The sequence below is a fragment of the Opitutia bacterium KCR 482 genome (genome assembly GCA_029269845.2).
Classification (GTDB): Bacteria; Verrucomicrobiota; Verrucomicrobiia; order Opitutales; family Intestinicryptomonadaceae; genus Merdousia.
In genome coordinates, this window is sequence record CP149973.1 from 655,073 (window position 1) to 680,636 (window position 25,564).

Sequence of the window (25,564 nt, forward strand, 5' to 3'; positions counted from 1 at the left end):
AAATTTTACATGTACAGACCGCCGTTTACCGCGATTGTCTGCCCCGTGATATAGCCCGCTTCGTCCGACGCCAGAAACGCGCAGACTTTTGCGATGTCGCCGACTTTGCCGGTCCGTTTAAGCGGAATGTTCGCCACCGCCGCCTCCACAATCGCGGGGGGAAGAACCGCCGTCATGTCGGTGTCGATGAACCCGGGCGCGACCGCGTTTACCGTGATGTTCCGCGCCGCAAGCTCCCGCGCGAGCGACTTCGTAAAGCCGATAATGCCCGCCTTCGCCGCCGCGTAGTTCGCCTGCCCCGCGTTGCCCGCCTGTCCAGAGACCGACGCAATGTTTATGATTCGCCCGCGCCGCGTGCCCATCATCGCGCGGACAAGGTTGCGCACAATGTAGAAGCACGACGAAAGGTTTGTCGAGATAACGTCCTCCCACTGCTCGTCCGACATTAGCATGAGCAGGTTGTCGCGCGTGATTCCCGCGTTGTTTACGATTATGTCAACCGCCTTGTATTTTTTGAGGATTTGCGAGCACGCGTCCTTGACTTCCGCCGATTTCGACACGTCGAAAGCCCACGCCTCCGCCTTTCCGCCCGACGCGTTGATTTCGTCCGCGACCTTTCCGCAAGACGAAATATTTTTGCTCACGCAAAGAACCGTGCAGCCCGCGTTTGCAAGCTCCACGGCAATCGCCCTGCCGATACCGCGACCCGCCCCGCTGACAAGCGCAACTTTTCCCGAGTAATTAAGTTCCATATACAACCCGAACAATGACGGTTTTTTAAAGAAATGGAAGCCTTTTTTGCAAGGGCAGCAAAGGCGAAGCCCTTGAGCAGGCTGCAGCCTGCACGGCTACGGAACTTCGTTCCTACTTGTGATACTTCGGCGCGACTTAGTCGCGCCTTTTGCTTATAAGTTCGCATTGGGCAGCGGAACACCGCCCAATCGCTTTGGGTGTTCGAACTTATTTTGAGTCTTTTCGAAACCGAATAGTTATAACTTGTTCGATGGGGGAATGTGGGCGGTTATTTTGCGAAGTAAAATTCCCACTCGGGGGGGGCGAAGTCACCGCAATGGCGTACAAGCTCCAGCCTGTAAATCTGTGTTTTTGCGTTTTTATGATTGAGCGGAAGAATGCGCAAGATTAGCGTATATTTATGATAAAACCTTACTACTCTACCATATTGCTTGCGGGGCTTTCCGCGTTTGTCTCGGTTTCCCATGCCGATTTCGAAAGTGTCCGCGCCGATTTTCTTAATCCGCCGCAGGACGCAAAGCTCGAGACTTGGTGGCACTTTACCACAAACGCAATCACAAAGGAGGGAATTACAGCCGACCTAGAAGCCTTGAAGGAAGTCGGCTACGGCGGCGCGCACGTGTTTTCGCTCGTAAACCAGACTGCCACGGGAATGCCGAAAATACAGATTCTCGACGACAACTGGCGCGAACTTATGCGGCACGCGGGTCGCGAGGCAAAGCGGCTCGGTTTGCGGCTTGGCGCGCACAACTGCCCGGGGTGGTCAAGCTCGGGCGGCCCGTGGATTAAGCCCGAAGATTCGATGAAAATGCTCGTCGCCTCCGAAACGCGCGCGGAGGGCGGCGAACAGACTCTCAAACTTCCGCAGCCGCGCACGGTGGAGGGGTTTTACCGCGATGTCGCCGTGCTTGCGGTGCGCGGCGGCAAGAAAATGCCCGCGCCGAAAGTTTCAGCCGACTTCGACAATCCGCAGAACGTCGTGGGCGAAAACACAAAGACAGTCCGCCTGCCGCTTTCGAAAAAGGGCGCGAAAAACACGCTTGTTTTCGAATTCAAAAATCCCTACAACGCAAACTTTGCCGAGCTTACTTTCGACAGTCGCGGACTGTATGTGAGCGTCGACATTTCGGTTTCGGACGACGGCAAAAACTACTCTAAAGTCGGCGAATACTCCGCGTCGATTTACAACGACAAGTGCACGCCCAAATTCGTCCCGCTCTCGAAAAACGGCGCGCGGGCTAAGTTTTTCAAATTCGAGTTTGCGACGGCAAAGTCCTTCCACGAATGGGAAAAGCCGAAAGACATCGACCTGAAAAACGTGCGACTGCTTTCGGAGCGAATGATTGCCGATGTGGATTTAAAAAACTCGCTCGCGCAAAGAATCGGGTTTGCCGAACCGAAGGCGGGCGACGAAAACAGGCGCGGACTTTCGAGAGACTCCGTGCTCGACATCACCGCAAATTTTCAAAACGGCGAGGGCAAAGTGAATCTGCCCGACGGCAATTGGATTGTCCTGCGAATAGGCTACACTTCGACGGGCGCGAAAAATTCGCCCACCCCCTTCAAGGGGCTTGAATGCGACAAGCTCTCGCGGCGCGGGCTCGACGCGCACTGGCCGCATTTTATGAAAAAGCTCGAAGCCGATTTCGGCGGCTCGATGCGCTACGCCACAATCGACAGCTACGAGGTCGGCGGGCAGAACTGGACGGACGACTTCGCCGAGCAGTTCGAAAAACGGCGCGGCTACGACATCAAGCCGTGGCTGCCCGCAATGCTCGGGTTTGTTGTCGAGACCGACGGGCAGACCGCAAAATTCCTCTACGATTTGCAGCGCACGGTTTCCGACCTGTTCGCCGAAAACTACTACGACTACTTCGCCGAGCTTTGCAAAAAGGACGGGCTTCTTTCGATTGCCGAACCCTACGGCGGTCTGTTCGATTCGCTCCGCTGCGCGAGGAATATCGACATTCCCACGGGCGAGTTTTGGATTGGGCGCGGCAATCCGCCCGCGCGCATGACTGGCTCTAGCGCGCACCTGTTCGGCAAAAAAAAGGCGGGGTCGGAGTCGTTCACGACGACGGCGGCCTGCGGACGCTGGCTGCACACTCCCGCGCAGCTCAAAGAGTACGGCGACCGCGCGTGGATTTACGGCATTTCGTCGATAATCTTCCACACATACGCGCACCAGCCGTTCATGATAGAGGGCCCCGGAATGTCGATGTACGCAGGCTCCAACATGACGCGCCTTACCACTTGGTGGAAGCTCGCCGACGCGTGGGTTTCGTACGTCAACCGCTCGCAGGCATTGCTTCAGCGCGGACGCTATCGGGCGACGGTTTTGTGGCTTTCGGGCGAATCGCAGCCGAACGGCGCGTGGTATGCCGTGCGCGACGAAATCACGAATGCGGGCTACGACTACGACTATTGTTCGGCGGACGACATCGCCGATTCGCTGAAATTCGAAGACGGCGAAATCTTTGCGTCTGCGGACGGCACGCGCTACAAAATGCTCGCGCTCGGCGCCGACAGGCGGCTTTCCCTGCGCACGCTCAAAGCCGTTGAAAAGCTGCTCGAAGCGGGCGCGAACGTTGTCGGCACCCCGCCGATTGAATCGCCCACGCTTTCGGACAACCCCGAAGAATTTGCGGAAACCGTAAAACGCCTGTGGGGCGGCGGCGAAAAAGTCCGCAAAATCGGCAAAGATACATTGTACGCAATGCGCTCCGTTCCCGATGCGTTGTCGCTTGCGCGAATCGCGCCCGAATTTAAAACGCCGCGCGGAATCCGCACAATCGGCAGAATCGACGGCGACACCGACATACGCTTTGTGGCAAATATGACGCAATCGCGCATTGCAGGCGAGGTTTCGTTCAACGCGGGCGAAGGAAAATCGCCGTATATTTTCGACGCGGTGGACGGCGGCGTTTCGCCCGCGCCGCAGTGGAAATGCGAAAACGGCATTGTCTCCCTTCCCCTTTCGCTCAACCCCTACGAATCGAAATTCGTCGTCTTCAAAAACGGCGAAAACAGGCGGATTGCCGCGTTTGCTCCGTCTGTAAACGGCGCGAAAAAAACGGACGCGGTCGAAATTCTCGAAGCCGTCTACCGATCGAGCGATTCGCCCGAAAAACTCGATGTGAAGGATTTTGTAAAAGGCGACTCCGACGTAAAAGTGCTGAGCCGAACGTTTAAATGCGCGCTCGCCCCGGGGCACGTCAAGGAACTTTATGTAAAGTATAAGTTCGGCGGAAAGGTGTTCGAAAAGGTTGTTCGCGAGGGCGGCACATTCGTCCCGCCCGTTCCCGAAGCGGTGCGAAGCCCGATTTATCCCGCAGTTTCCGACGGGAAACTCGGCGCGGTGTTCGAAGCTGCGGGCACGGCGGAACTGTTCCTGTCGGACGGAGGGGAAGTTTCGCTTTCGGTGCAATCGCTTCCGAAGAATGCCGATATTTCGGAAAATTGGGATGTCGCATTCCAGAAAAACCGCGGCGCGCCCGCAACGGCGCATTTCGAAAAACTCGAATCTTGGACTGAAAATTCCGACGACGGAATCCGCTATTTTTCGGGCATCGCAACGTATTCGAAAAAATTCGAGCTCGGCGGCGAAATGTTCAAAAAGGGTCGGCGCATAATTTTGTCGCTCGGGAAAGTCGCCGACGTCGCCCGCGTGCGGATTAACGGCAAAACCGCCGCAACGCTCTGGCGCGCGCCGTTCGAATGCGACATAACAGAGCTTGCAAAAAAAGGCGACAACACGCTTTCGATAGAAGTGGCGAACCGTTGGCCGAACAGGCTTATCGGCGACGCGCGGCTTGCGAAATCGCCCGACGAACGGCTTCCGAAATGGATTGTCGAAAAGCGCAAAAACGATACCGACAGAATAGCCTACACATTCACAAAAGGCTTCTGGAACGCCGGCGAAGAACCGCTCGAATCGGGCTTGCTGGGCAAAGTGGAAATCCGAGCAGCCGACTTCGTTGAAGCCGCACCGATGGAAAAATAGACAACTCCAAAACGCGGCGAACAAATTTATGCGGACAACCGCAATCCCCGCCGCGCCGAACGGAGCGACATTTGCATACTCGAAACAGCGTCGGGTGCGGCGGGCTGGGGATTGTTTTGTCCGTCGGTAGGACTACATTATCGGGGCGCGGTTGCGGCGCAGCACTTTCGGCTTTCTATTTTCCGCGCTTTTCCTCAGCACTATGTAGCCTTTCGGCTGGAGCTCCAGTTTCGTCTTTCCATTATCCGATTCGCATTTTGCGCCGTACGAAAGCAGTTCCGACGAGCCGCCGAAGTCCGCGTCGACCATCGTCGAAACGCATTTATCTGCCGCGTTGATTACAACCAGTGCTGCGCCGTCTTTCGTTTCGCGGGCAAATGAAAGCACTGCGTCGGGTTTATCGTTGTCTATCCAGCGCGTCTTACCGTCGAAGAACACGGGGTCTTTGCGCAGTTCGATAAGTTTTTTCACGAGTGCGGTTCTGCGTTTCCCCTGTTCGGTATTCATATTCGCCCATTCGGTGAAGTATCTGCCGTGTGTGCGGTCGGAGAAAATCGTCATGGGGGCGTCGTCGGCGAATTCGTTGCCGCTGTAAATAAACGGAATGCCGTCGAGGGTGAAGTTCATGACCATGACGGCGTCCATGCCGCGGTAGCCGAAGCGGATTTCGCAGCGTTTGCGGAATGGCCCGTTGGCGAAGTCGTGGTTTTCCATTGCGCGGAGCACCCTCGCGTTTTTGGGCTGGTCTTTATCGAAAGACTCCCAGCGTTCGCGCAAAATTTTTGCGGGCTTTTTGTCGTGGAAGACTTCGATTGTCTTGCGCTGCCAGAGTACTTCGTAGGTGGCGTCGTATGTTTTTTCCGTCGCGGAGTGGCGTTCGCTTTCCTCAATCATGAGAAGTTCGGGCTTGATTTTGCGCAGGCGGACGGCGGCGTTGTCCCAGAAATCGGAGGGCACCATTTCGCCGACGTCGGTGCGGAAGCCGTCGATGTCGAACTCGCGCAGGAGAAATTCCATATTCTTGGTGAGGTATTCGCGGAGTTCGGGATTTTTGAAATTCAGGCGCGGGAAAGCCCATTCGCCCGTATCGGGAGAGCCGTCGGGCTTGCGCATGATGAAGTCGGGGTGGTCTTTCAGGAAGACGGCTTTCGGCCCGCAGTGGTAGTACACGACGTCGAAGAGCACTTTCAGCCCGAGTTCGTGCGCTTTTTTGACGAAGTTGCGGGCGTCGTCGGCGGTGCCGTACGAGGGGTCGATTTTGTAAAAATCCTTCATGCGGTAGGGATTTTTCGGATTTTCGGTTTTGGCCGCCTTTTGGCGTTCGCTCCAAAAGGTTTTATCCATATCGTCGTCGTGCTCGGTGAGCGGGCAGAGGTAGACGATATCGACGCCGAGCGACTTCACATAGGGCAGCATTTCCGCCGCCTTGTTGAGCGTGCCCTCCTGCGTGAACGAGGGCAGGAGGATTTGGTAAATCACCGAGCGTTTGAAGTCTTCGGAGACGGGTTTTGCGACTTTCGCCGACGCGAACGCCGACGCCGCGAATGCCAGCACCGCCGACACGAGAATTGCTGTTTTTTTCATCATATATTCAAGTTGGTTGTGTGTTGAAAGGTAATAAAGTAAAAATGCAAAGGCAAGGCAACACAATCCAAAATCCGCGCGAAATCGGTAAACAGTTTACCAATTTCGCAAAAACCGCCTTCCTCCGCCGCTTCGAATCGGAAGAGCCGCGACGTCCAAACACTTGCAAAAGCGGCGCAACTTTCGGAGCGCGGCGACGCGGCGCGTTCCGACGCCCCGAAACGGCGGCGGAAAATCGGCGCGGTTTCAAAAAAAACGGAAAATTTTGTTGAAAGGAAGGGGCAATTTTGCCTTAGTAAAGGCTTCCATTTTTTAGCAATCGTAACCTGAAAAAGAAAATCATGGGAAACATAAAGAAATCAATGATGTCGTCGCTTATGAAAAAATTTGCGATGGCGGTGACGGGCTTCGTATTGGCGTCCTTCCTGCTGATACACATGCTCGGAAACTTGCAGACGCTCGAAGGGGGTCCGCACGCAATCAACGCGTACGCGAACTTCCTCCAAACGCTGCCGTGGGAAATCCTCTGGGGTTTCAGGCTCTGTTTGGGCGTGTGCTTCGTACTGCACCTGTTGACGGCGTATTTGCTCGTCCTCGAAAACTCGAAGTCGCGTCCGCAACGCTACTCGGTTAAGAAGAGCCTCGCCTCCACCCTCGCCGCGAGAACCATGATTTTCTCTGGTACGATTATCGCGCTTTTCGCGGTTATCCACATCATGCACTACACGGTGCTCAACCTCGACCCCTCGTTCAAGCTGCTCGAATGGAAGGCGACTTCCGGCATGTACGAAGGCAAGGTTATACACGACGTCTACGCAATGCTCATTCTCGGATTCTCCAATCCGTGGGTTTCGATTGCGTACATTTTCGCGATGGTCGTAATCGGCTTCCACCTTTCGCACGGCGTAAGCAGCATGTTCCAGAGCATCGGCTTCCGCAACGAAAAATGGCGCTACCGCCTCAACGCAATCGCGGTTCTCTACTGCGCGGTTATCGCTCTCGGCTTCTCGATTAACCCCCTCGCGGTTCTCGTATCGAAGTATTCCGACTGCCAGATTCTGCCCGTAAAGCAGGTCGAAAAACAGTTCGGCCAGCTCAAAGACACGAAGGGCGAAATCTTCATCAACTACGACTTCCTCAAAGAAGGCTGCAAACCCTGCGCCAAGAAATAATAAACGAAGGGAACTAAAATGAGTTTGGATTCTAAAATTCCTGAGGGACCCATTTCCGAAAAGTGGTCGAACTTTAAATTTCACGCAAAACTGGTAAACCCGTCGAACCGCAGAAAGTACCGCGTAATCGTGGTAGGCAGCGGTCTTGCGGGCGCGAGCGCGGCGGCGAGCCTTGCGGAACAGGGCTACAACGTCGATTGCTTCTGCTATCAGGACAGCCCCAGACGCGCCCACTCCATCGCGGCGCAGGGCGGCATCAACGCTGCTAAAAACTACCAGAACGACGGCGACAGCATCTACCGCCTCTTCTACGACACCGTTAAAGGCGGCGACTTCCGCTCGCGCGAAGCCAACGTCTACCGTCTCGCGGAAGTCAGCGTAAACATCATCGACCAGTGCGTTGCGCAGGGCGTTCCGTTCGCCCGCGAATACGGCGGCCTTTTGGCGAACCGCTCGTTCGGCGGCGCGCAGGTCAGCCGCACGTTCTACGCCCGCGGACAGACGGGGCAGCAGCTCCTCCTCGGCGCGTACTCGGCTCTCGAAAGACAGATTGCCCTCGGCAAGGTCAAGATGTACACCCGCCGCGAAATGCTCGACCTCGTAAAGGTTGACGGCTCGGCAAAGGGCATCATCGTCCGCAACCTCGTAAACGGCGACATCGAAAGATACTCCGCCGACGCGGTTCTGCTCTGCACGGGCGGCTACGGCAACGTATTCTACCTCTCCACAAACGCCCAGGGTTGCAGCGTCACGGCGGCTTTCCGCTGCTACAAGCGCGGCGCGGGCTTCGCAAACCCCTGCTTCACGCAAATCCACCCCACCTGCATTCCGCAGCACGGCGACCAGCAGAGCAAGCTCACGCTCATGAGCGAATCGCTCCGCAACGACGGCCGCGTGTGGGTTCCCAAGAAGAAGGAAGACTGCACAAAGAAGCCTTCGGAAATCGCCGAAGAAGACCGCGACTACTATCTGGAAAGAAAGTATCCCTCGTTCGGCAACCTCGCTCCCCGCGACATCTCCTCGCGCGCGGCAAAGGAAGCCTGCGACGACGGACGCGGCGTAGGGCCGGCAGTCAACGGCGAAAGACGCGGTGTTTACCTCGACTTTGCCGACGCAATCAAGCGCGACGGCCTTAAAACGGTCAAGGAAAAGTACGGCAACCTCTTCGACATGTACGAACGCATCACGGGCGAAAACGCGTACGAAACACCCATGCGCATATACCCCGCTTCGCACTACACAATGGGCGGTCTTTGGGTTGACTACACCCTCGAAAGCACGATTCCCGGTCTCTTCGTTCTCGGCGAAGCCAACTTCTCCGACCACGGCGCAAACCGCCTCGGCGCGTCCGCGCTCATGCAGGGTCTGGCGGACGGCTACTTCGTGATTCCCTACACGCTCCCGAATTATCTGGCACGCGTCGGCGCACAGAAAATCTCGACCGACCGTCCCGAATTCGACGAAGCCGAAAAGAACGTTCGCGACCAAATCAAGAAACTGATGAGCATCAAGGGCACGCAAAGCCCGCGCCACTTCCACATGAAACTCGGAAAAATCATGTGGGAATACTGCGGCATGGCGCGTTCCGAAGAAAGCCTCAAAAAGGCTCTCGAACTCATTCCGCAGGTTCGCGAAGAATTCTGGAAGGATTTGAAAATCGTAGGCGAAGAAAACACGCTCAACAACGAGCTTGAACGCGCGGGACGCGTTGCCGACTTCCTCGAATTTGCGGAAGTAATGGTTCGCGACGCCCTCGAAAGACGCGAAAGCTGCGGCGCACACTTCCGCGTGGAACACCAGACGGAAGACGGCGAAGCAAAGCGCAACGACGCCGAATACTCGTACGCCGCGGTGTGGATGTACGACGGCGAAGGCAAGCCGCCGCGCCTCGAAAAAGAACCCATCACGCACGACGAAGTAAAGCCCGTCGTCCGTTCCTACAAATAATCTAAAATTTCGGAATACAAATGAAAGTACATCTTAAAATTTGGAGACAAAAGAGCGAAAACGCCAAGGGACGTTTCGAAACCTACACAGTCGACAACGTAAGCGAAGACAGCTCCTTCCTCGAAATGTTCGACATTCTCAACGAACAGCTCGTAGCGCAGGACAAAGAACCGATTGTGTTCGACCACGACTGCCGCGAAGGCATCTGCGGCATGTGCTCGATGGTCATCAACGGCATTCCCCACGGCCCAGAACGCGAAACGACCGTGTGCCAGCTCCACATGCGCAAGTTCAAAGACGGCGACACAATCGTCGTCGAACCGTGGCGCGCGGGTCCGTTCCCGATTAAGAAAGACTTGGTTGTCTCGCGCGAAGCTCTCGACCAAATCCAGCAGGCGGGCGGCTATATCTCGATTCGCACGGGCGCGCCGCAGGACGCAAACGCGGTGCTTATCCCCAAGGATACGCTCGAAAAGGCGATGGACGCCGCCGCCTGCATCGGTTGCGGCGCGTGCGTTGCGGCTTGCCCGAACGCTTCGGCAATGCTCTTCACGGCGGCTAAGGTCTCGCACCTCAACTACCTGCCGCAGGGCGCGCCCGAAAAGGACAGACGCACAATCGCAATGGTCGAGAAGATGGACGAACTCGGCTTCGGCAACTGCTCGAACTACGGCGAATGCCAGGCGGTTTGCCCGAAGGGAATCACGCTCGACTTCATCGCGAAGATGAACCGCGACTACGCAATCGCCAAGGCGAAACAGCTCGCAGCGCAAAGCGAATAGTCGGGATTTCGAAAAGGCTGCAAAAAAGCCCGCCGTCTTGCGACGGCGGGTTTTTTTGCGCCCCTGCGCGGCGCATCCGTCGCATATAACACCGACAATCGAAATTGCAAACTAGCCCCCGCGCATAATCGGCGACAGAATTTGGCGGCAAAATATTTCCCGCCGCCCGCAAGGATAGCGATTCTGCGAAGAGGAAACGCAGTCCGCCCAACCCCTCGCGCAGTCGGAAAACAGAGGCAGCGCGGGCTTTGTGTTCACGGAAATGCGACGCGGCGGGTTGCGGAAATATTGTAGTGCCGCCCCCGCCTCTACCCTGCCCGCTGTCTGAATACAAAAAAGAGAACCGCGAACGGTTCTCTTTTCGCTGTCCGCGCGGATTTCTCCGCGTCGGAAAATTTGCCTGCCGGATCGAATTACATCATGCCGCCCATGCCGCCCATCGAGGGGTCGCCTGCGGGCATCGCGGGCTTTTCTTCGGGCTTGTCGGCAATCATGCATTCCGTTGTGAGCAAGAGTCCCGCAACGGAGGCCGCGTTTTGGAGCGCGGAACGCGTTACCTTGGTCGGGTCAACGACGCCGGCCTTGAAGAGGTCTTCGAACTTGCCCGTCGCGACATTGTAGCCCCACGAGCCTTTGCCGTTGAGAACTTCCTTTACAACCAACGCGCCTTCTTCGCCCGCGTTTGCGCAGAGCTGGCGGAGGGGAGCTTCGATTGCGCGGCGTACGATTTGCGCGCCGACGAGTTCGTCGCCTTCGAGTTGGAGGGCGTCGATTGCCTTTGCCGTGCGGAGGAGCGCAACCGAGCCGCCCGCGCTGATGCCTTCTTCGACAGCCGCGCGTGTCGCGTGGAGGGCGTCGTCAACACGAGCTTTCTTTTCCTTCATTTCGGGTTCGGTAGCCGCGCCGATGTTGATGACCGCTACGCCGCCCGCGAGCTTTGCGAGGCGTTCCTGCAATTTTTCGCGGTCGTAGTCGGAAGTCGTTTCCTCAATCGCCTTGCGGAGCTGCTTTACGCGGCCCTGAATGTCGGCGGATTTGCCCGCGCCTTCGACGATTGTCGTGTTTTCCTTCGAAACCGTGATGCGTTTCGCCTTGCCGAGGTCGGCGAGTTGGAGGTTTTCGAGCTTTAGTCCGAGGTCCTCGGTGATGCAACGCGCATTCGTGAGAATCGCGATGTCTTCGAGCATTGCCTTGCGGCGGTCGCCGAAGCCGGGGGCTTTGACCGCGCAGACGTTGAGCATGCCGCGGAGCTTGTTGACGACCAAAGCCGCGAGAGCTTCGCCTTCAACGTCCTCTGCGATAATCATCAGCGGCTTGCCGGTCTTTGCGACAGCCTGCAAAATCGGGAGGAGTTCCGCGAGGTTGGAAATCTTCTTTTCGTGCACGAGGATATACGCGTTTTCGAGCACGCATTCCATCGAGTCGGTATTCGTTACGAAGTACGGCGAGAGGTAGCCCTTGTCGAACTGCATGCCTTCGACTACGTCGAGGGTCGTGTCAATCGACTTCGCTTCTTCGACGGTGATTGTGCCGTCTTTGCCGACCTTGTCCATGGCTTCGGCGATGATATTGCCGATTTCCGTGTCCCAGTTGGCCGAAACCGTCGCGACTTGGCGGATTTCGTTGCTGTCCTTAACGGGCTTGGAGTTCTTGGCCAATTCCTTGACGGCTGCTTCGACAGCCTTGTCGATACCGCGCTTTACGAAAATCGGGTTCGAGCCTGCCGCGACATTGCGGAGACCTTCGCGGTAGATGGCTTCGCCGAGAACGGTAGCGGTTGTCGTGCCGTCGCCCGCATTGTCGGAAGTCTTGTTGGCGACTTCCTTGATTACCTGCGCGCCCATGTTTTCGAAAACGTCTTCGAGTTCGATTTCCTTGGCGACCGTTACGCCGTCCTTGGTGATGAGGGGCGAGCCGTATTTCTTGTCGATTACGACGTTTCTGCCTTTCGGGCCGAGAGTCGCCTTAACCGCCTTTGCGAGCGTCGTTACGCCTTTGAGGACTTTCTTGCGTGCCGCTTCGTCGAAAATGATTTGTTTAGCCATGATAAATTTTCCTTATTTTAGATGTTATTTGAGAATGGCAACGATGTCGTCTTCGCGGAGGAGGACGAATTTTTCGTCGCCGACAGCAACTTCCGTGCCGCCGTACTTGGAGATGAGAACGTTGTCGCCTACCTTTACTTCAAAGGGAATGCGCTTGCCGTCGCGGTCGAGCTTGCCGCTGCCGATGGCGACAACCGTCGCTTCCTGCGATTTTTCCTTTGCGGCGTCGGGAATGATGATTCCGCCCTTGATTTGTTCTTTTTCCACGGCCTGCTTTACGAGCACTCTGTCGCCGAGGGGTTGGATTTTTGTTTTAGCCATATTGTTTGTTTATTTGTTGTTTATAGTAAAATTAAAATTTATATTTTGCACTTTTCGCGCGTTTTGAAAAGACAAAAGCTTCCCCGCGATTCAAAAAATCGCGGAGAGCCTTTGTTAAACTTTATTCCTTTTTCGGTTTGTCGTCGTCAACTACTTCGAAGTCCGCGTCGACGGGGCCGTCTTTGCCGCCCTGCTGTGCCGCGCCGCCCTGAGCCTGCTGCGCGCCCGCCTGGGCGTTGGGCTGCTGGGCCTGCTGCATGTGCTGCGCGTTTTCCTGCAAGACTTTCATGAGCTTGTCTACCGCCGCTTTCAGTTCGTCTTTCGAGGCGTCAGCCTTGTCGAGAACCTGCTTTGCCGCGGTAATCTCGTTTTCGAGAGCCTGCTTTGCGTCTACGGGCAGGTTTGCGCCGCCTTCGGAAATCTGCTTTTGGGTTTGGTAGATTATGTTGTCAAGCTCGTTGCGGACTTCCGCAGTTTCCTTGCGCATTGCGTCTTCCGCCGCGTGGAGTTCGGCTTCCTTGCGGAGATTTTCGACCTCCTCCTTGCTCAGACCGCTGCTGTTGGTAATCGTGATTTTCTGCTCTTTGCCCGTGCTCTTGTCTTTCGCCGTGACGTTGAGGATACCGTTTGCGTCGATATCGAATGTCACTTCGATTTGCGGCAGACCGCGCGGAGCGGGGGCTATGCCGTCGAGCCTGAAATTGCCGATAAGCTTGTTGTCGCGAGCCATCGGACGTTCGCCTTGCAAGACTCTGATGTCTACCGCCGTCTGGTTGTCCGAGTACGTCGAGAAAACTTGCGAAGCCTTTTTCGGAATTGTCGTGTTGCGCTCAATCATCGGGGTGGAAACGCCGCCGGCGGTTTCGATTGAAAGCGTAAGCGGGGTTACGTCGAGAAGGAGAACATCGCGTACGTCGCCCTGCAAGACGCCGCCCTGAATTGCCGCGCCGCGAGCAACAACTTCGTCGGGGTTGACGCCCTTGTGGGCTTCCTTGCCCGCGAGGTGGTCTGCGATTTCCACAACCTTGGGCATACGCGTCATGCCGCCGACGAGTACAAGCTCGTCGATGTCCGACTTCGAGAGACCCGCGTCGCGCAAGCAGTCGTCAAACGGCTTGATTGTCCTGTTGACGAGGGAGTCCGTAAGCTGTTCGAGTTTCGCCCTTGTAAGCTTTACATTCAAGTGTTTCGGACCCGTCGCGTCCGCCGTGATGAACGGCAGGTTGATGTCGGTCTCCTGCGCCGACGAAAGCGCGATTTTCGCTTTTTCGGACTCTTCCTTCAACCGCTGCAATGCCATTGCGTCGTTGCGCAGGTCTATGCCGTTTTCCTTTTTGAAAGAGTCGATGAGCCAATCCATGATTGCCGCGTCCCAGTTGTCGCCGCCGAGCTGCGTGTCGCCGTTTGTCGCCTTGACTTCGAACACGCCGTCGCCGATTTCGAGAATCGAAATATCGTAAGTGCCGCCGCCCAAGTCGTAGACCGCGATTGTTTCGTCGTTCTTTTTGTCAAGCCCGTACGCGAGCGAAGCCGCGGTGGGTTCGTTGATGATTCTCTTGACCTCCAAGCCCGCGATTGTGCCCGCGTCTTTTGTAGCCTGACGTTGCGCATCGTTAAAGTATGCGGGAACCGTGATGACGGCCTCCGTGATTTTTTCGCCCAAATACGATTCGGCGTCCGCCTTCAACTGTTGGAGAACCATTGCCGAAATCTGTTCGGGAGAGAAGCGCTCGGTCTTGCCGCCGACTTCGCACTCAATCACCGCCGCGCCGTTCGCGCCCTCGACGACCTTGTACGGAAGCTTGCTCGCAAGCTCTTTCACTTCCGAATATTTGCGTCCGATAAGACGTTTTGCCGAAAAAATCGTGTTAGTAGGATTCGTTATCGCCTGACGTTTTGCCGCCTGACCAACCAATCTTTCGCCCGATTTTGTAAATGCCACAACCGAAGGGGTCGTTCTGCCGCCTTCGCGATTAGGAATAACGGTACTTTCGCCGCCTTCCATTACAGCCATACAGGAATTTGTCGTTCCCAAGTCGATACCTAATATTTTACTCATATGCCTCTTTTAAAGCACGCCCCGTGCCAGTTTGGGGAAGTCCCGCGCTTTGCGCCGAAACCATTTTTGTAATTAGCAACTTGCAATTTCACATTTACCGCCTGCTCCCGCCGCCCGAAAGCCCGCCGTCCGCCGAGTGAGACATTATGGCACACGCCCCCGCGCGATTGTCCCACACGGGACACGCCCGTGCGCACTATAATAAAAGAGCGGCAACCGCGCAAACGGAAGCCGCCCAAAACCGGATACCGACTGTTTTAATACGAGAGCCTGCGGACAAGCATGAACGCCTCCGCCGCCCGCATGCCCGAAATCGCCCCGCGGACAATCGCGAGCGACTTCAACGCCTCTATGCTGCGCACGTCGGGAAAATATTTCAGCTGGCTCTGGTACGCCTCGACCGCTTTGAGTTTCAGTTCGAGGAAGTCGTAAATTTCGTTGAAGACGTTGGGGAGGAAACCGCCCTCTACGCATTCAATGTTCCAGTGCGTTTCGGAAAGCGTTTCGTACATGAGAACCTCCTTGATGTTTCTGCCGAACTCGGTGCAAGTGCGGGCGGCGACCTGCGCGGCGTAGACAATTTCGCGGTGGTCTTTGTGGAGGTCGTTGATAAACGGAATGTAGAGAATGTCGGGCTGAACCTCTTTGACGACGTCCACCACAACCCTGTTTACCTTGTACATAGGCTCGTCGTGGAGAAGCACGTTGGGGAGGTCGCGGTAGAGGACGTTTTTGTAGTCTACGCCCAAGATTTCCATAGCCTTTTTCGTTTCGGCGCGGATTTCGGGCTTGTTGGGTTTCATCACGGGATTGTCGTCGCCAATCGACGTGAGAACCGAAACGAAAACTTCGTCGCCCCGCGCCACGTGTTTGGCCATCGACGCGCCCACTCCGAGCGTTTCGTCGTCGTTGTGGGGGGCAAGTACGAGAACTCTTTTTTTCATCAAATCTATCTCCAATTATCTTTCAGCCACTGCGGCGTGCGGACGTGCCTGATTATGCCCTTCAAGCCCTTCGTCTTGCCCGCCATTGCCTGGTCGGGAGTGGGATTGCCGTGGAAGACGACCATCTTGGCGTCGGGCGGAAGAATCGGGTCGCAAAAATAGCAGAGCGGGAAGGGGCGCATGCAGTTGTATTTGAAGCTCGGCATCCACTTTTTCGGCCAGAATTTGAGCTTGCCCGCTTTCGAGAGAACGTCGGTTACATAAGCCTGCTCGTGGCGGTAGTTCGCCTTAACCTCGGACATGTGCGACATAAAATAGTCGTACAAATCGCGGTTTTTACCCGCCTCGAAGCGGTATACGCCCGTTTCGCCGACGCCGTGTTTTTTGGACGGACGCCAGTGCTCTATCACGAAAAATTCGCCGTCGATTTTGAAATACTCGTCGATGTTCCCGACTATCACGGTGTCGAGGTCGAGAAAGAGCACGCGCCCCGAAAGCCCGATGTCGTCGCGGAAAGTGGAGAGCTTGCGCCAGCCGCGTTCGCGGTCCGGGGGCAAATCCATTTCGGGGAGCGGGCGAACCTCTATGTTTTTGTCAAGCCCCGCGCCGTTGTCGGTGAAGCAGATGAACTTGAAAGGCAGGGTGAGGTTGCGGGCTGTCATGTTGTACAGGCGGTTGACGTATTCGGGCCCGTACTTGTCGCCCCATTTCATGGATATTACTGTATATTCAGCCATTTGTAAGTCGGATAAAAATTGATACACCCATGTATCTAAGAAACGCCCCCCGTTGTCAAGACTCTAAACCGACGCGTCCGCGCCGTCTACGAGCGATTTCACCGTGCGCAGGAATGAGTCGTCGCGGAAGCTGTTTTTTGTGAGGTAGGCGTTTGCGCCCGCCGCCGCGCCCCGCGCCCTGTCTTCCGCCCTGTCTTTGTACGAGACTATCACGACGGGTATCGAAGAGTCGGTCTTCCTGATTTTCCCGACAAGCTCGAAGCCGCCCATGCGCGGCATATCGACGTCGCTTACGACCAAATCGTAGTCGGAGAGCCTGAAAGAATTCCAGCCGTCCATTCCGTCTACGGCGGTGTCGACGGCGTAGCCCGCGCCCGCGAGAATCTTGCGCTCAGTCTCTCGCACGGTTGCGGAGTCGTCGACGACGAGGATTTTTTTGAGGTTCGACTCCCCGCCAGACTCCTCCGCCGCCGCGCCAGACTCCGACCTCGACGACGCCGCGTATGCGGTGAGGTCGTCAACGTCGATTATGAGCACGGGCAGCCCGTTTTCGTCGAGCGACGCCGCGGAAATGCACGGAATTTTTCCGAGCCTCGGGTTGAGCGGCCGCACCACAAGCTCGACCTCGTTCGGAAGCGAATCGACTTCAAACGCGAAAAGGCTACCCTTGTTGGCGACAACAACCGCGTAGATTTCGTCCGAAAATTTCGGGCTTGCCGCCCCCAATCCGAGCGTTTCGACGCCCGAAAACAGGCGCACGGACTTCCCGTCCATGCGGAAGAAATTAAGCCCCGACTCCGCCGAGATTTCGCGCGGCGAAAGTTTCACCGTTCTGTACACCCTGCCGAGCGCGAACGCGTAAGGCTCGCCGCCGATGTCCACCGTCAGCGCCTTGATTACCGAGCGCGTAATGGGCAGTTTCATTGTGAACGCCGAGCCGCCGCCCGCGACCGTCGAGACCGAGATTCCGCCGCCCACGTCGCGGAGCATAGACTGCACTACGTCCAAGCCCACGCCGCGCCCGCTCAGCTGGGTTATGCCGTCTTTTGTGCTGAAATTCGGCAGGAAGAGGAATTCGAAAAGCTCGTCCTGCGGCATTTTTTCGAGGATTTCGGGCGGCGCGAGGCGTTTTTCCAAAATCTTTGCGCGGATTTTCGCGGTGTCAAGCCCAGCGCCGTCGTCGGTTATTTTAATCATCAAGAACCCCGCCGAATGCCACGCGCCGAGCGTTATTTTGCCGCCGCGCGGCTTGCCCGCCGCCTCGCGGACTTCGGGAGGCTCTATGCCGTGGTCGCACGCGTTTCTTATGAGGTGCGTGAGGGGCGCTTCGAGTTTTTCGAGAACGTCGCGGTCTACGGGAACGTCGCCGCCGCGTATTTCGAGGACGATTTTCTTTCCCGCCTCTTTCGCCAAGTCGCGCACGAGCCGCGGGAACGCCACAAGCCCGTCTGAGAGCGGGCGCATTCGGCTTGCCAAAACCTCCGCGTAGAGCCTGTCGGAAAGGGCGACGTTGCGGCGCGAATATTCGCCCAGCGCGTCGGTCTGCGCGCGGGATTCGTCCGCGAGCGCGCGCAGGGACTTCCTCAGCTGTTCGAGCCGCGCAAGCGCGGCGTCGGAGCCTTTTGCGCCTTCGAGCGAATTCATCGCGCGTTCGAGCTGCCCGACAATCTGCTCCTGCGAATTTTTAATCGAAGCCGCCGCCTCCCTGAAAATTTCGGCGCGTCGGTTTTCTATTAGAATCTCGGCGGCAAGCTCCATGAGCGAACTCAGGCTCTTTGCGGACACCCTGACGAACGCGTCGCCGCCGCTTTTTTCGGGGACGCCGACGCGCGGCTCGGTCGAAACCGAGCGTTTGGGAGTCGCCCCGTTTTCGATTTCGCGCAGCTGCGAAAGTAGCTCGCCGTAGCGGCTGCGGTCTATGCGAGAGAACCCGTTTTCGCGGAGTTTCCCGACGAAGTCGGCGCAGTCGAGAAACACGTCGAGCGAGTCGGAATTTATGGAGATTTTGGAGTTTTGCGCCGACGAAAAGCAGTTCTCCATTTCGTGCATGAACGAAACCAAATCGGATAGCCCCACGACGCGCGCCGCGCCTTTGAGGCTGTGGCACGCCCGCATGAGCCGCTCCAATTTTTTCGCGTTCGAAAAGTCGTCTTCAAGCTCCACGAGCGACGCCGAAAGCACGGCGAGCTGGTTTGCCGCCTCCTCCATGAAAATCGCCTTCAAGGACGGGTCTACGGGCGGGAGGGCGTCGGGCTGCGACGCCGCGGGCGCGGGCGACGCGGGGCTGTCGGGCGCGGAAAAGTCGGAATTCAAAACGGCGTCCAATTCGGATTCCTCCTCCGAAACCGCCTGTTCGAGTTTTTCGGGCGGGATGTCGGCGCATTTCGCCAATGTTTCAACCGCGTGCATGTACGCCGAGTCGAAGACGCGCCCGCCCCCGTTTAGGAAATTTTCAAGCTTTTCGCAGACGTCGGCGTATTTTGAAAAGCCGAGCATTCGCGCCGCGCCTTTGAGCGAGTTCGCCGCCCGCGCACCCGCCGCCGCGTCGCCGCCGGACGGCAGACCGCGCAGAACGGCGCACTGCGCGCGGACTTCGCGCAGGAAAAGTTCGAGCATGAACGAGTCGTTTTTCATAGGCTTTTCTTGGCGACCGCCCCCGCGAGCATGTCGCAATCGACAAGTGTTGCGGGCTCGCCGCCGAATTTGAAAGTGCCCGCCGAATACCACGCGTCGTCGGGAAACGCGCGGACGAAAGAGTCGGCGTCCGGCGAAACAGAGCCTTTTGCGAAGTCGGCGGGAAACGCCGTTTTTTCGCCGCCGAGCAGGCACACTACAAGGCACTTGAACTGTCCGCCCGCGGAGTCCAGCCCGAAAAGCCCCGCCAAATCGACCGTCGGCACAAGCTCTCCGTCGATGTTCGCAAGCCCCGCCGCGCCCGCGCCGCGCCTGTACGGAATTTTGTGTATCATGCGCATTGACGCAAGCTCCGAGACCGCCTCCGACGGAAGCGCGAAGAGCCGTCCGCAAAGCCCGAAGAGGAACATTCCCCCGCCGCCGCCCGCCGACACGCCGCGCGCGCGTTCCATGCTCTCGGTCCATTCGTCGAAATAGTCCGACGGAATTTTGCGCTCGAAAAGCTCTTTCGCCGCGTCGGAATAGACGCCGCAATTCACGCAGTGCACGCATTCGCCGAGTTTTTCGCACGTCGAATTTCCCCAAATGCCGATGTCGTTCCAGCAGCGGACTCCGCTCATAACGCGCCCTCCAAAACCTTTGCAATATCGACGAGCGCGAGCGAATTTCCGCCGTACTCCGCGTTCCTGTACGCGTCGCCCTCCGCGCCCGAAAGCGCGGATTCGGGAAATTCGGCAACCAGCCCCACCCGCTCGACGACAAGCGCGATTTTCTCGGAATCGCCGCGCGGCGTTGCTATTATGTGCCGCGTGCCGAAAAGCCGTTCGGCGGGCTTTCCCGTGATTGCGTAGTTGAGGTCGAAGGCGGGAATTTTGGAATCGCCGTCGCCGTGCCAGCCCACGAACGGAAGCGGGCGCGACGCGTCGGCGTGGAGGTCGAACGCGGGCGAAACCGTGCAGACGTATTTCAAATCCACGGCGCAGAGTTTGCCTCCCGCCGAAAAGGTCAGCGCGAACATGCTACGCGTCCCCCCTTTCGCCGAAGCCGCGCAACGCCGACGAAAGCCTTTCGGAGGCCTCGCGCAGTTTCGAGCCGCCCGCGACAATCCCGCGCCGAAGCACGGCGGAGCGTTTCAAGATGTCGTCCAGACCCGACATTGTGTCGGACATTTTGGAAAGTTCGGCGCGTTGCGAACGCACGTTTTCGGCAAGCCGCGCCGCGTGGGGAGCGACGGTCTGAATCCTCGCGGCGAGGTCGTCCATTTCGGAGATTATGCGCGAAATTTCCGCGCCGCCCGCGCGTACCTCGTCGGAGAATTTCTCCATTTCCGACACACCGGAGGCAACCGCCGTGCGCGTGTCCTTGACGATGTTTTCGATGTCGTCGGCAGCCGCTGCGGTCTGCTCGGCAAGCCTGCCGACCTCCCTCGCAACAACAGCAAAGCCGACGCCCGCCGCCCCCGCCTTTTCGGCCTCGATGGAGGCGTTGAGCGAAAGCAGGTTCGTTTCCTCGGCGACTTTCGAAATCGCGGTTATGACCGTGTTGACGTTCGACATGCGCTCGCTGATTATCGCGAGCCTGCGCGACACCGCCGACGTGTTCCGCGCAAACCCGCCGAGGGTGGATTCTATTTCGGGAATTTTCCGCCTGCCCTCCGCCGCGCGGCGCGCGCCGTCGGCGGCGGATTCGGAAAGGGCGTCGGCGGTCTCGCAAATTCTCTCGGCGGACTCCCCAAGCTGGCGGGCTTCGGCGAACACGGCGGAAGCTCCCGCGCCGAAGTCTCGCATGCGGTCGTCGTAGTCGCCGGCGGTTTTCTCGGTCTCGGCGACGGAGTCCTCCATGCTGACCCCCGCAAGTCTCACGCGGCTTGCGAACGCCCGCAGTTTCGACGCCATTCTGCCGACCGCCCTGAGCAGGCTGCCCGTCTCGTCGGCGACGTTTTCGGGGTGCGAAAATTCCACGAGGAAATTGCCCTTTGCGATTTCCTCCGCCGCGCGTGTGGCCTCGCCGATTCGCGCTACGATTCCGCCCGCAAGCAGGAGGCTTGCCGCCATCACGGCAAAGAAGACCGCCGCCCCGCAAAGCTCGCGCAAAAGCGACGCGTAGAGCGGCGCGAACAAATCCTCCTCGGGCACGACGTGGACAACAACCCAGTTCCCCGGACGGATAAGGCTTTGCGAAACGCAGAATGTGCGGCGCGTCTGCGGGTCGCGGTAGCGCGATACCCCCTTGCCGAGGTTTTCGACCAGCAGCGAATTTTTGGAGGTCTCGAACGCCGATTTGAGCATGTCGCGGTAGACCGTCTTATATTTGGCGGAATCGAGCATTGCGGAGTTTGCGTCGTCGCGGACAAGCTGCCCGTTTTCGTCGCGCAGGAGGGCGAGCGTGAAGTTGCCCGACTCGTCCGTAAGGAGGTCGTCAACGGAAAGCGTCCTCAGGTTTTCGTTTTTGGTTGCCGATATTATTCTGCCCTGCGCGCTGATAAGAAATATGTCCTCTCCTTTGAGGGTTTTCATGGACGAAAGGGTCGAGGAAAGCGACGCGAGGTCGCGGTCGAAAGCTACCTGCCCAGAGAATTTGCCCTCGAAATACACGGGCGCGGAGTACTCAACCATCATGACGTTGTTCGAATACAGGTAGGGCTCCGTTACGATGAACGCCTCCTTGTCGCCCGACTCCATTTTTTTGCGCAACCCCGCCGAATACATGGCGGTGTCGGGGTTCGCGAGCGGTTCGAGGGTAAGCTCGCCCTTCGCCCGCGACCAGTACGCCACAAACCTGCCGCCCTCCGACTTCGCAATCCACTCGTCCATCGAAACGGAGGTTTTGTTTTCGGCGAATCCGTAGGCGTCCACGCCGCCGTCAACGCTTACGTCCCTGCCGTCGCGCAGGTTTTTCAGCCCCTGCTCGGTTTTGAAGTCGGCGAGGTCGGCGTTGACCTCGTAGCCGACGCTCGCGCCGATGTACATGGGGAATTCCGCCAGAATGTCTCGGACGAGCGCAACGCTTTCGGCGCGGCGTCCGAACAGCACCGACGCCCCTTCGGCGGCGGTCTTCGCCACGGCGACCCCGCGGGTGTTCTCGGCGGAGATTTTCGACGCGATAAGCTCCGTATCCGACACGAACTTCGACTCCGACAGCGTTTTGAGCGTGTCGTAGTTCGACAGCGAATTGTAGACGGTTATTGCCGTGTCCGCCGCAAAAATGGGCAGAACTATGTAGAGTAAAATTTTTGTCCGTATTTTCATGGAGAAACTTTGCGGCGTCTTTATAGTAATATATAAACTACCCCCCCCGCCCCCGTCAAGAAGTCGATTGCCCCGCGCCCCATTTTTTTGACGCAAGAGCCTATCGGAGCGGGCGGACGAATTGTCTTGATTTTTCCGCGCAAAAATTGTGTTATCCGCGTCATGAAATTCAAACTTCCCACCGAACCGCTCATGACGGTTGACAACCTGCCCTTCGAGAAAATCGCGAAAGGCAAAGTAAGAGAAAATTTCGACCTCGGAGATGAACTGCTCATCGTCGCCACCGACCGCATTTCGGCGTTCGACTCAATCATGCCCAACGGCGTCCCGGGCAAAGGCGTGCTGCTCACGCAAATCAGCCTCTGGTGGTTCGAACAGGCGGCTAAATTCATGCCCACGCACCTCGTCGAAAACCACGCCGAACGCGTCGCGGAACTGCTCAAAGGCCGCCCCGAACTCGTCGACCGCTCGATGATTGTAAAGAAGCTCAGGCCCATGCCGATTGAGGCAATCGCCCGCGGCTACCTTGCGGGCAGCGGCTGGAAGGAATACTCGCAGACGGGCAAGCTGTTCGAGTTCGAGCTTCCCGCGGGGCTAAAAGAAAGCCAGAAGCTCCCCGAACCGCTCTTCACCCCCACGACCAAGGCGGCGGAGGGGCACGACATGCCCATCACCAACGCCGAATGCGAAAAACTGCTCGGCTCGGAAATCTTCAAACAGATTAGGGACGCAAGCCTCGCGCTCTACAACATGGGCGAAAAGAAGGCGGCACAGTGCGGAATAATCCTCGCCGACACGAAGTTCGAATTCGGCACGGACGCGAACGGCAAAGTCTACCTCATAGACGAAGTGCTCACGCCCGACTCGTCCCGCTATTGGCCCGCCGACAAGTACGAAATCGGCCGCTCGCAGGCTTCGTACGACAAGCAGTACGTGCGCGACTATCTCGAATCAATCGGCTGGAACAAGCAGCCGCCCGCGCCCGCCCTGCCCGAAGAAGTCGTGCAAAACACAATCAAGTGCTACTCGACAGCCCTCACAAAACTGATGGGCGAATAGCAAAACGATTTCCGAAAGCCGTCCAAGCGGGCGGCTTTTTTTTGGACGCAAACGCAAAATGAAAAACGAAAAAACGGGAATACAAAGGCTGATATCGGCCGCGAAAAATTCGCTCGACGGGCTGCGCGCCACGCTGCGCTCCGAAGCGGCGTTCAGGCAGGACTGCCTGCTTGCGGCGGTTCTGCTTTGCGTCGCGCTCGCCGCCGACGTTTCGAAAGCCGAACGCTGCGCCCTCGTGATTCCGCTTTTCGTTTTGCTGATTGCCGAAATTCTCAATTCCGCAGTCGAAAAATGCGTCGATTTGGTCTCGCCGAACTTCCACCCGCTCGCGAAATTCGCAAAGGACGCGGGGAGCGCGGCGGTGTTCATTGCGCTCGCAAATATCGCCGTCTGCTGGATTGTCGTATTCGTTTTCTGACGCCGTGAAGAACCTCGCCAAAGACGCCGTTTTGTTCGCGACCCTGCTTGCCGTCTATTTTGCGGGCAGGCTCGCGCTGCTTGCGGGCTTCAACGCAAACGGCGCGACGCCCTCGCCCGACTGGTTCGGAATGTCCCTGCGCTTCGACACGATGACCGCAGCCTACATTATACTGCCTACATTCGCGCTGACTCTCCTGGGGCTTGCGGCGGGCAAACGCGATTTTGCGGCGAAAACAAAAGTGCGCTACGCCGCGCTCGCGACGGTCGTGTCCGCGCTGATTGCCGTAATCAACGTCTGCTTTTTCCGCGAGTACAAAAGCCAGTTCAACTACTGGGTCTTCGGAATTCTTTTCGACGACCGCCACGCGATTCTCGCCTCCATTTGGAAGGCGTATCCGGTGCTTACAATTTTCTTCGGGACAATCGGCGTTTCGCTCGGCGCGCTTTTCGGGTTCGGAAAAATTTTCACTCTCATAGACAAGTCGAAAATAGAGGCGGGCTGGAAGACGAACATCGCCGCGACGGCTTTCGCGCTTTGCATAATAGTGCCCGCAATGCGCGGCTGGCGGGCGGACGGGCTGCGCATGCGCGACGTCGCGGTGGAACGCTCCGACTTCCTCAACGCGCTGATTCCCTCCTCCGCCTACTGCCTGCAAAACGAGATTTCTCGCTTCGCAAAATCGGCGCTTGCAGTCGGGCTTTCGGAGTTCAACGCCACAGAGGCGGACATTCCCGCGTTCCTGCGCGAAATTTTCGGCGCGGAAAACTTCGACGCCGCGCTTTGCCGCAGGGCGAAAGGCTCGCCGCTGAAATCGCTCCCCAAGCGGATTTTCCTTTTCGTTGGCGAAAGCCACTCGGCGTGGCCGACCTACGGCAAATTTTCAGAATACGGAATCATGCCCGAAACCCGCGCCCTCTACGGGGAGTCGCTTTTCTGCCGCCGCGCGCTGTCGTCGGGCGGGGGCACAATGGCTTCGATGTCTTCGCTGATTAGCGGCATTCCGTACACGGGGCTTGACGTGCGCGGCATACGGCCGTCGCGCAACGACTGCGCCCCCGCCGCCATTCTCAAACGCCTCGGCTACACCTCGACTTTCTTCTACGCGGGGCAGACCTCGTGGATGCAGATTGGCGACTTCGCAAAATTCAACGGCTTCGACAACGCCGTCGGCGGCGACTCCATGGGCGGACACTACTCCGAAGCGGAATGGGGCGTGCGCGACGCCGAACTTGTAGATTTTCTGCTGAAAACCGACTTTCCGCCCTACTCTTTCAACATGGTTCTGAGCGTCTCGAACCACCCGCCCTACGACATCGACTTGAAAGCCGAGGGCTGTCCCCGCGAGCTGAAAAACGACGACGAAGTGCGCATGTACCACATGTGGTACGCCGACAGGGAAATCGGCAGGTTTGTCCGCGCCATAACCGAGAAATACCCCGACTCGCTCGTAATCATCACGGGCGACCACCCCTCGCGCAATTTTCCCCCCGACGCAAGCTACGCCGAAAAATCGGCAGTGCCCGTGATTTTTACGGGCAAAGCCGTCGCCGACGCTGGGCTTGCAAACCGCGAATGCAGCTCCGCCCAACACCTCGACATTATACCGACGCTCGTGGAACTGCTCGCGCCCGAAGGCTTCGAATACAGGGCGTGGACTTCCCCGCTCGGCGGCCGCACAACGCCCGCAGTCAACCCGCAGTGCGCCGCGACCGACGCCGACATCTTCGCGCTCGACTCGCCCGAATGCCCGCGCAAACTCGCCGACTACGCGCGCAAATACCTCGCGCTCGCATACTATTTTGCGGAGTCCGAGCCGCGCAAAAAATCCGAAAAGCGTTAATTCGGCGGCGTCCGC

General features: G+C 57.6%; 18 protein-coding genes. 7 read left to right on the plus strand and 11 right to left on the minus strand.

Annotated features, from left to right (window positions below; all coding sequences use genetic code 11):
* Positions 1–5: 5 nt before the first annotated feature.
* On the minus strand, positions 6–752 hold the full coding sequence (gene fabG, locus P3B99_002700; protein WYJ08035.1) for a 3-oxoacyl-[acyl-carrier-protein] reductase: 747 nt from the start codon (positions 750–752) through the stop codon (positions 6–8).
* 401 nt (positions 753–1,153) lie between these two features.
* Here fabG and P3B99_002705 point away from each other — a divergent pair, with 401 nt between their 5' ends.
* Positions 1,154–4,756, plus strand: a complete 3,603-nt coding sequence (locus P3B99_002705) for a glycosyl hydrolase (protein WYJ08036.1) — start codon at positions 1,154–1,156, stop codon at positions 4,754–4,756.
* Between the two features lie 132 nt (positions 4,757–4,888).
* Here the strand turns inward: P3B99_002705 and P3B99_002710 are convergent, their stop codons facing one another.
* Positions 4,889–6,343 carry an alpha-amylase family glycosyl hydrolase gene (locus P3B99_002710; GenBank protein WYJ08037.1) on the minus strand — a complete coding sequence of 485 codons (1,455 nt, stop codon included), beginning with the start codon at positions 6,341–6,343 and terminating at the stop codon, positions 4,889–4,891.
* A 338-nt stretch (positions 6,344–6,681) separates the two neighbouring features.
* Between P3B99_002710 and P3B99_002715 the strand changes: the two genes are divergently transcribed.
* Genes P3B99_002715 through P3B99_002725 form a run of 3 tightly spaced genes read left to right on the plus strand, consistent with a single transcriptional unit; the run spans position 6,682 to position 10,241 of the window.
* Entirely contained in the window at positions 6,682–7,512 is an 831-nt protein-coding gene (locus tag P3B99_002715) for a succinate dehydrogenase cytochrome b subunit (GenBank protein WYJ08038.1), read from the plus strand.
* 18 nt (positions 7,513–7,530) lie between these two features.
* A complete protein-coding gene (locus P3B99_002720; protein ID WYJ08039.1) occupies positions 7,531–9,459 on the plus strand; it encodes a fumarate reductase/succinate dehydrogenase flavoprotein subunit in 1,929 nt (642 codons plus the stop codon).
* A gap of 20 nt (positions 9,460–9,479) precedes the next feature.
* Entirely contained in the window at positions 9,480–10,241 is a 762-nt protein-coding gene (locus P3B99_002725) for a succinate dehydrogenase/fumarate reductase iron-sulfur subunit (protein WYJ08040.1), read from the plus strand.
* A gap of 413 nt (positions 10,242–10,654) precedes the next feature.
* Here P3B99_002725 and groL read toward each other — a convergent pair whose 3' ends face one another.
* From groL to P3B99_002770, 9 genes are all read right to left on the minus strand, one after another.
* Entirely contained in the window at positions 10,655–12,286 is a 1,632-nt protein-coding gene (gene groL / locus P3B99_002730; GenBank protein ID WYJ08041.1) for a chaperonin GroEL, read from the minus strand.
* Positions 12,287–12,310: 24 nt separating this feature from the next.
* Positions 12,311–12,607: a co-chaperone GroES gene (locus P3B99_002735; protein ID WYJ08042.1), complete on the minus strand. Its 297-nt coding sequence runs from the start codon at positions 12,605–12,607 to the stop codon at positions 12,311–12,313.
* A gap of 121 nt (positions 12,608–12,728) precedes the next feature.
* A complete protein-coding gene (dnaK, locus tag P3B99_002740; protein ID WYJ08043.1) occupies positions 12,729–14,666 on the minus strand; it encodes a molecular chaperone DnaK in 1,938 nt (645 codons plus the stop codon).
* A gap of 257 nt (positions 14,667–14,923) precedes the next feature.
* The gene (locus P3B99_002745; GenBank protein WYJ08437.1) at positions 14,924–15,610 is read right to left on the minus strand and encodes a PIG-L deacetylase family protein; all 687 of its coding nucleotides are present in this window, start codon (positions 15,608–15,610) and stop codon (positions 14,924–14,926) included.
* A 5-nt stretch (positions 15,611–15,615) separates the two neighbouring features.
* Entirely contained in the window at positions 15,616–16,347 is a 732-nt protein-coding gene (locus P3B99_002750; protein ID WYJ08044.1) for a glycosyltransferase, read from the minus strand.
* A 63-nt stretch (positions 16,348–16,410) separates the two neighbouring features.
* On the minus strand, positions 16,411–18,981 hold the full coding sequence (locus P3B99_002755; protein WYJ08045.1) for an Hpt domain-containing protein: 2,571 nt from the start codon (positions 18,979–18,981) through the stop codon (positions 16,411–16,413).
* Positions 18,978–19,601, minus strand: a complete 624-nt coding sequence (locus P3B99_002760) for a chemotaxis protein CheW (GenBank protein WYJ08046.1) — start codon at positions 19,599–19,601, stop codon at positions 18,978–18,980. Before P3B99_002760 ends, P3B99_002755 begins: the two co-directional genes overlap by 4 nt.
* Positions 19,598–19,999, minus strand: coding sequence for a hypothetical protein (locus tag P3B99_002765; GenBank protein WYJ08047.1), 402 nt, complete (start codon positions 19,997–19,999; stop codon positions 19,598–19,600). The genes P3B99_002760 and P3B99_002765 overlap by 4 nt, the downstream gene beginning before the upstream one ends.
* 1 nt (position 20,000) lies before the next feature.
* Positions 20,001–22,229 carry a methyl-accepting chemotaxis protein gene (locus tag P3B99_002770; protein WYJ08048.1) on the minus strand — a complete coding sequence of 743 codons (2,229 nt, stop codon included), beginning with the start codon at positions 22,227–22,229 and terminating at the stop codon, positions 20,001–20,003.
* 162 nt (positions 22,230–22,391) lie between these two features.
* Between P3B99_002770 and P3B99_002775 the strand changes: the two genes are divergently transcribed.
* From P3B99_002775 to P3B99_002785, 3 genes are read left to right on the plus strand one after another with little or no spacing between them, the layout of a single operon-like run.
* Complete coding sequence (locus P3B99_002775; GenBank protein ID WYJ08049.1) at positions 22,392–23,288, plus strand: phosphoribosylaminoimidazolesuccinocarboxamide synthase; 897 nt, start codon at positions 22,392–22,394, stop codon at positions 23,286–23,288.
* Positions 23,289–23,346: 58 nt separating this feature from the next.
* The gene (locus P3B99_002780; GenBank protein ID WYJ08050.1) at positions 23,347–23,706 is read left to right on the plus strand and encodes a diacylglycerol kinase; all 360 of its coding nucleotides are present in this window, start codon (positions 23,347–23,349) and stop codon (positions 23,704–23,706) included.
* A 4-nt stretch (positions 23,707–23,710) separates the two neighbouring features.
* The gene (locus P3B99_002785) at positions 23,711–25,549 is read left to right on the plus strand and encodes a sulfatase-like hydrolase/transferase (protein WYJ08051.1); all 1,839 of its coding nucleotides are present in this window, start codon (positions 23,711–23,713) and stop codon (positions 25,547–25,549) included.
* The last annotated feature ends 15 nt before the right edge of the window (positions 25,550–25,564 follow it).

Excerpts from the sequence above, each read along its gene's own strand:
- fabG (WYJ08035.1), bottom strand. The coding sequence starts at position 752 with ATGGAACTTAATTACTCGGGAAAAGTTGCGCTTGTCAGCGGGGCGGGT.
- P3B99_002705 (WYJ08036.1), top strand. The coding sequence starts at position 1,154 with ATGATAAAACCTTACTACTCTACCATATTGCTTGCGGGGCTTTCCGCG.
- P3B99_002710 (WYJ08037.1), bottom strand. The coding sequence starts at position 6,343 with ATGATGAAAAAAACAGCAATTCTCGTGTCGGCGGTGCTGGCATTCGCG.
- P3B99_002715 (WYJ08038.1), top strand. The coding sequence starts at position 6,682 with ATGGGAAACATAAAGAAATCAATGATGTCGTCGCTTATGAAAAAATTT.
- P3B99_002720 (WYJ08039.1), top strand. The coding sequence starts at position 7,531 with ATGAGTTTGGATTCTAAAATTCCTGAGGGACCCATTTCCGAAAAGTGG.
- P3B99_002725 (WYJ08040.1), top strand. The coding sequence starts at position 9,480 with ATGAAAGTACATCTTAAAATTTGGAGACAAAAGAGCGAAAACGCCAAG.
- groL (WYJ08041.1), bottom strand. The coding sequence starts at position 12,286 with ATGGCTAAACAAATCATTTTCGACGAAGCGGCACGCAAGAAAGTCCTC.
- P3B99_002735 (WYJ08042.1), bottom strand. The coding sequence starts at position 12,607 with ATGGCTAAAACAAAAATCCAACCCCTCGGCGACAGAGTGCTCGTAAAG.
- dnaK (WYJ08043.1), bottom strand. The coding sequence starts at position 14,666 with ATGAGTAAAATATTAGGTATCGACTTGGGAACGACAAATTCCTGTATG.
- P3B99_002745 (WYJ08437.1), bottom strand. The coding sequence starts at position 15,610 with ATGAAAAAAAGAGTTCTCGTACTTGCCCCCCACAACGACGACGAAACG.
- P3B99_002750 (WYJ08044.1), bottom strand. The coding sequence starts at position 16,347 with ATGGCTGAATATACAGTAATATCCATGAAATGGGGCGACAAGTACGGG.
- P3B99_002755 (WYJ08045.1), bottom strand. The coding sequence starts at position 18,981 with ATGAAAAACGACTCGTTCATGCTCGAACTTTTCCTGCGCGAAGTCCGC.
- P3B99_002760 (WYJ08046.1), bottom strand. The coding sequence starts at position 19,601 with ATGAGCGGAGTCCGCTGCTGGAACGACATCGGCATTTGGGGAAATTCG.
- P3B99_002765 (WYJ08047.1), bottom strand. The coding sequence starts at position 19,999 with ATGTTCGCGCTGACCTTTTCGGCGGGAGGCAAACTCTGCGCCGTGGAT.
- P3B99_002770 (WYJ08048.1), bottom strand. The coding sequence starts at position 22,229 with ATGAAAATACGGACAAAAATTTTACTCTACATAGTTCTGCCCATTTTT.
- P3B99_002775 (WYJ08049.1), top strand. The coding sequence starts at position 22,392 with ATGAAATTCAAACTTCCCACCGAACCGCTCATGACGGTTGACAACCTG.
- P3B99_002780 (WYJ08050.1), top strand. The coding sequence starts at position 23,347 with ATGAAAAACGAAAAAACGGGAATACAAAGGCTGATATCGGCCGCGAAA.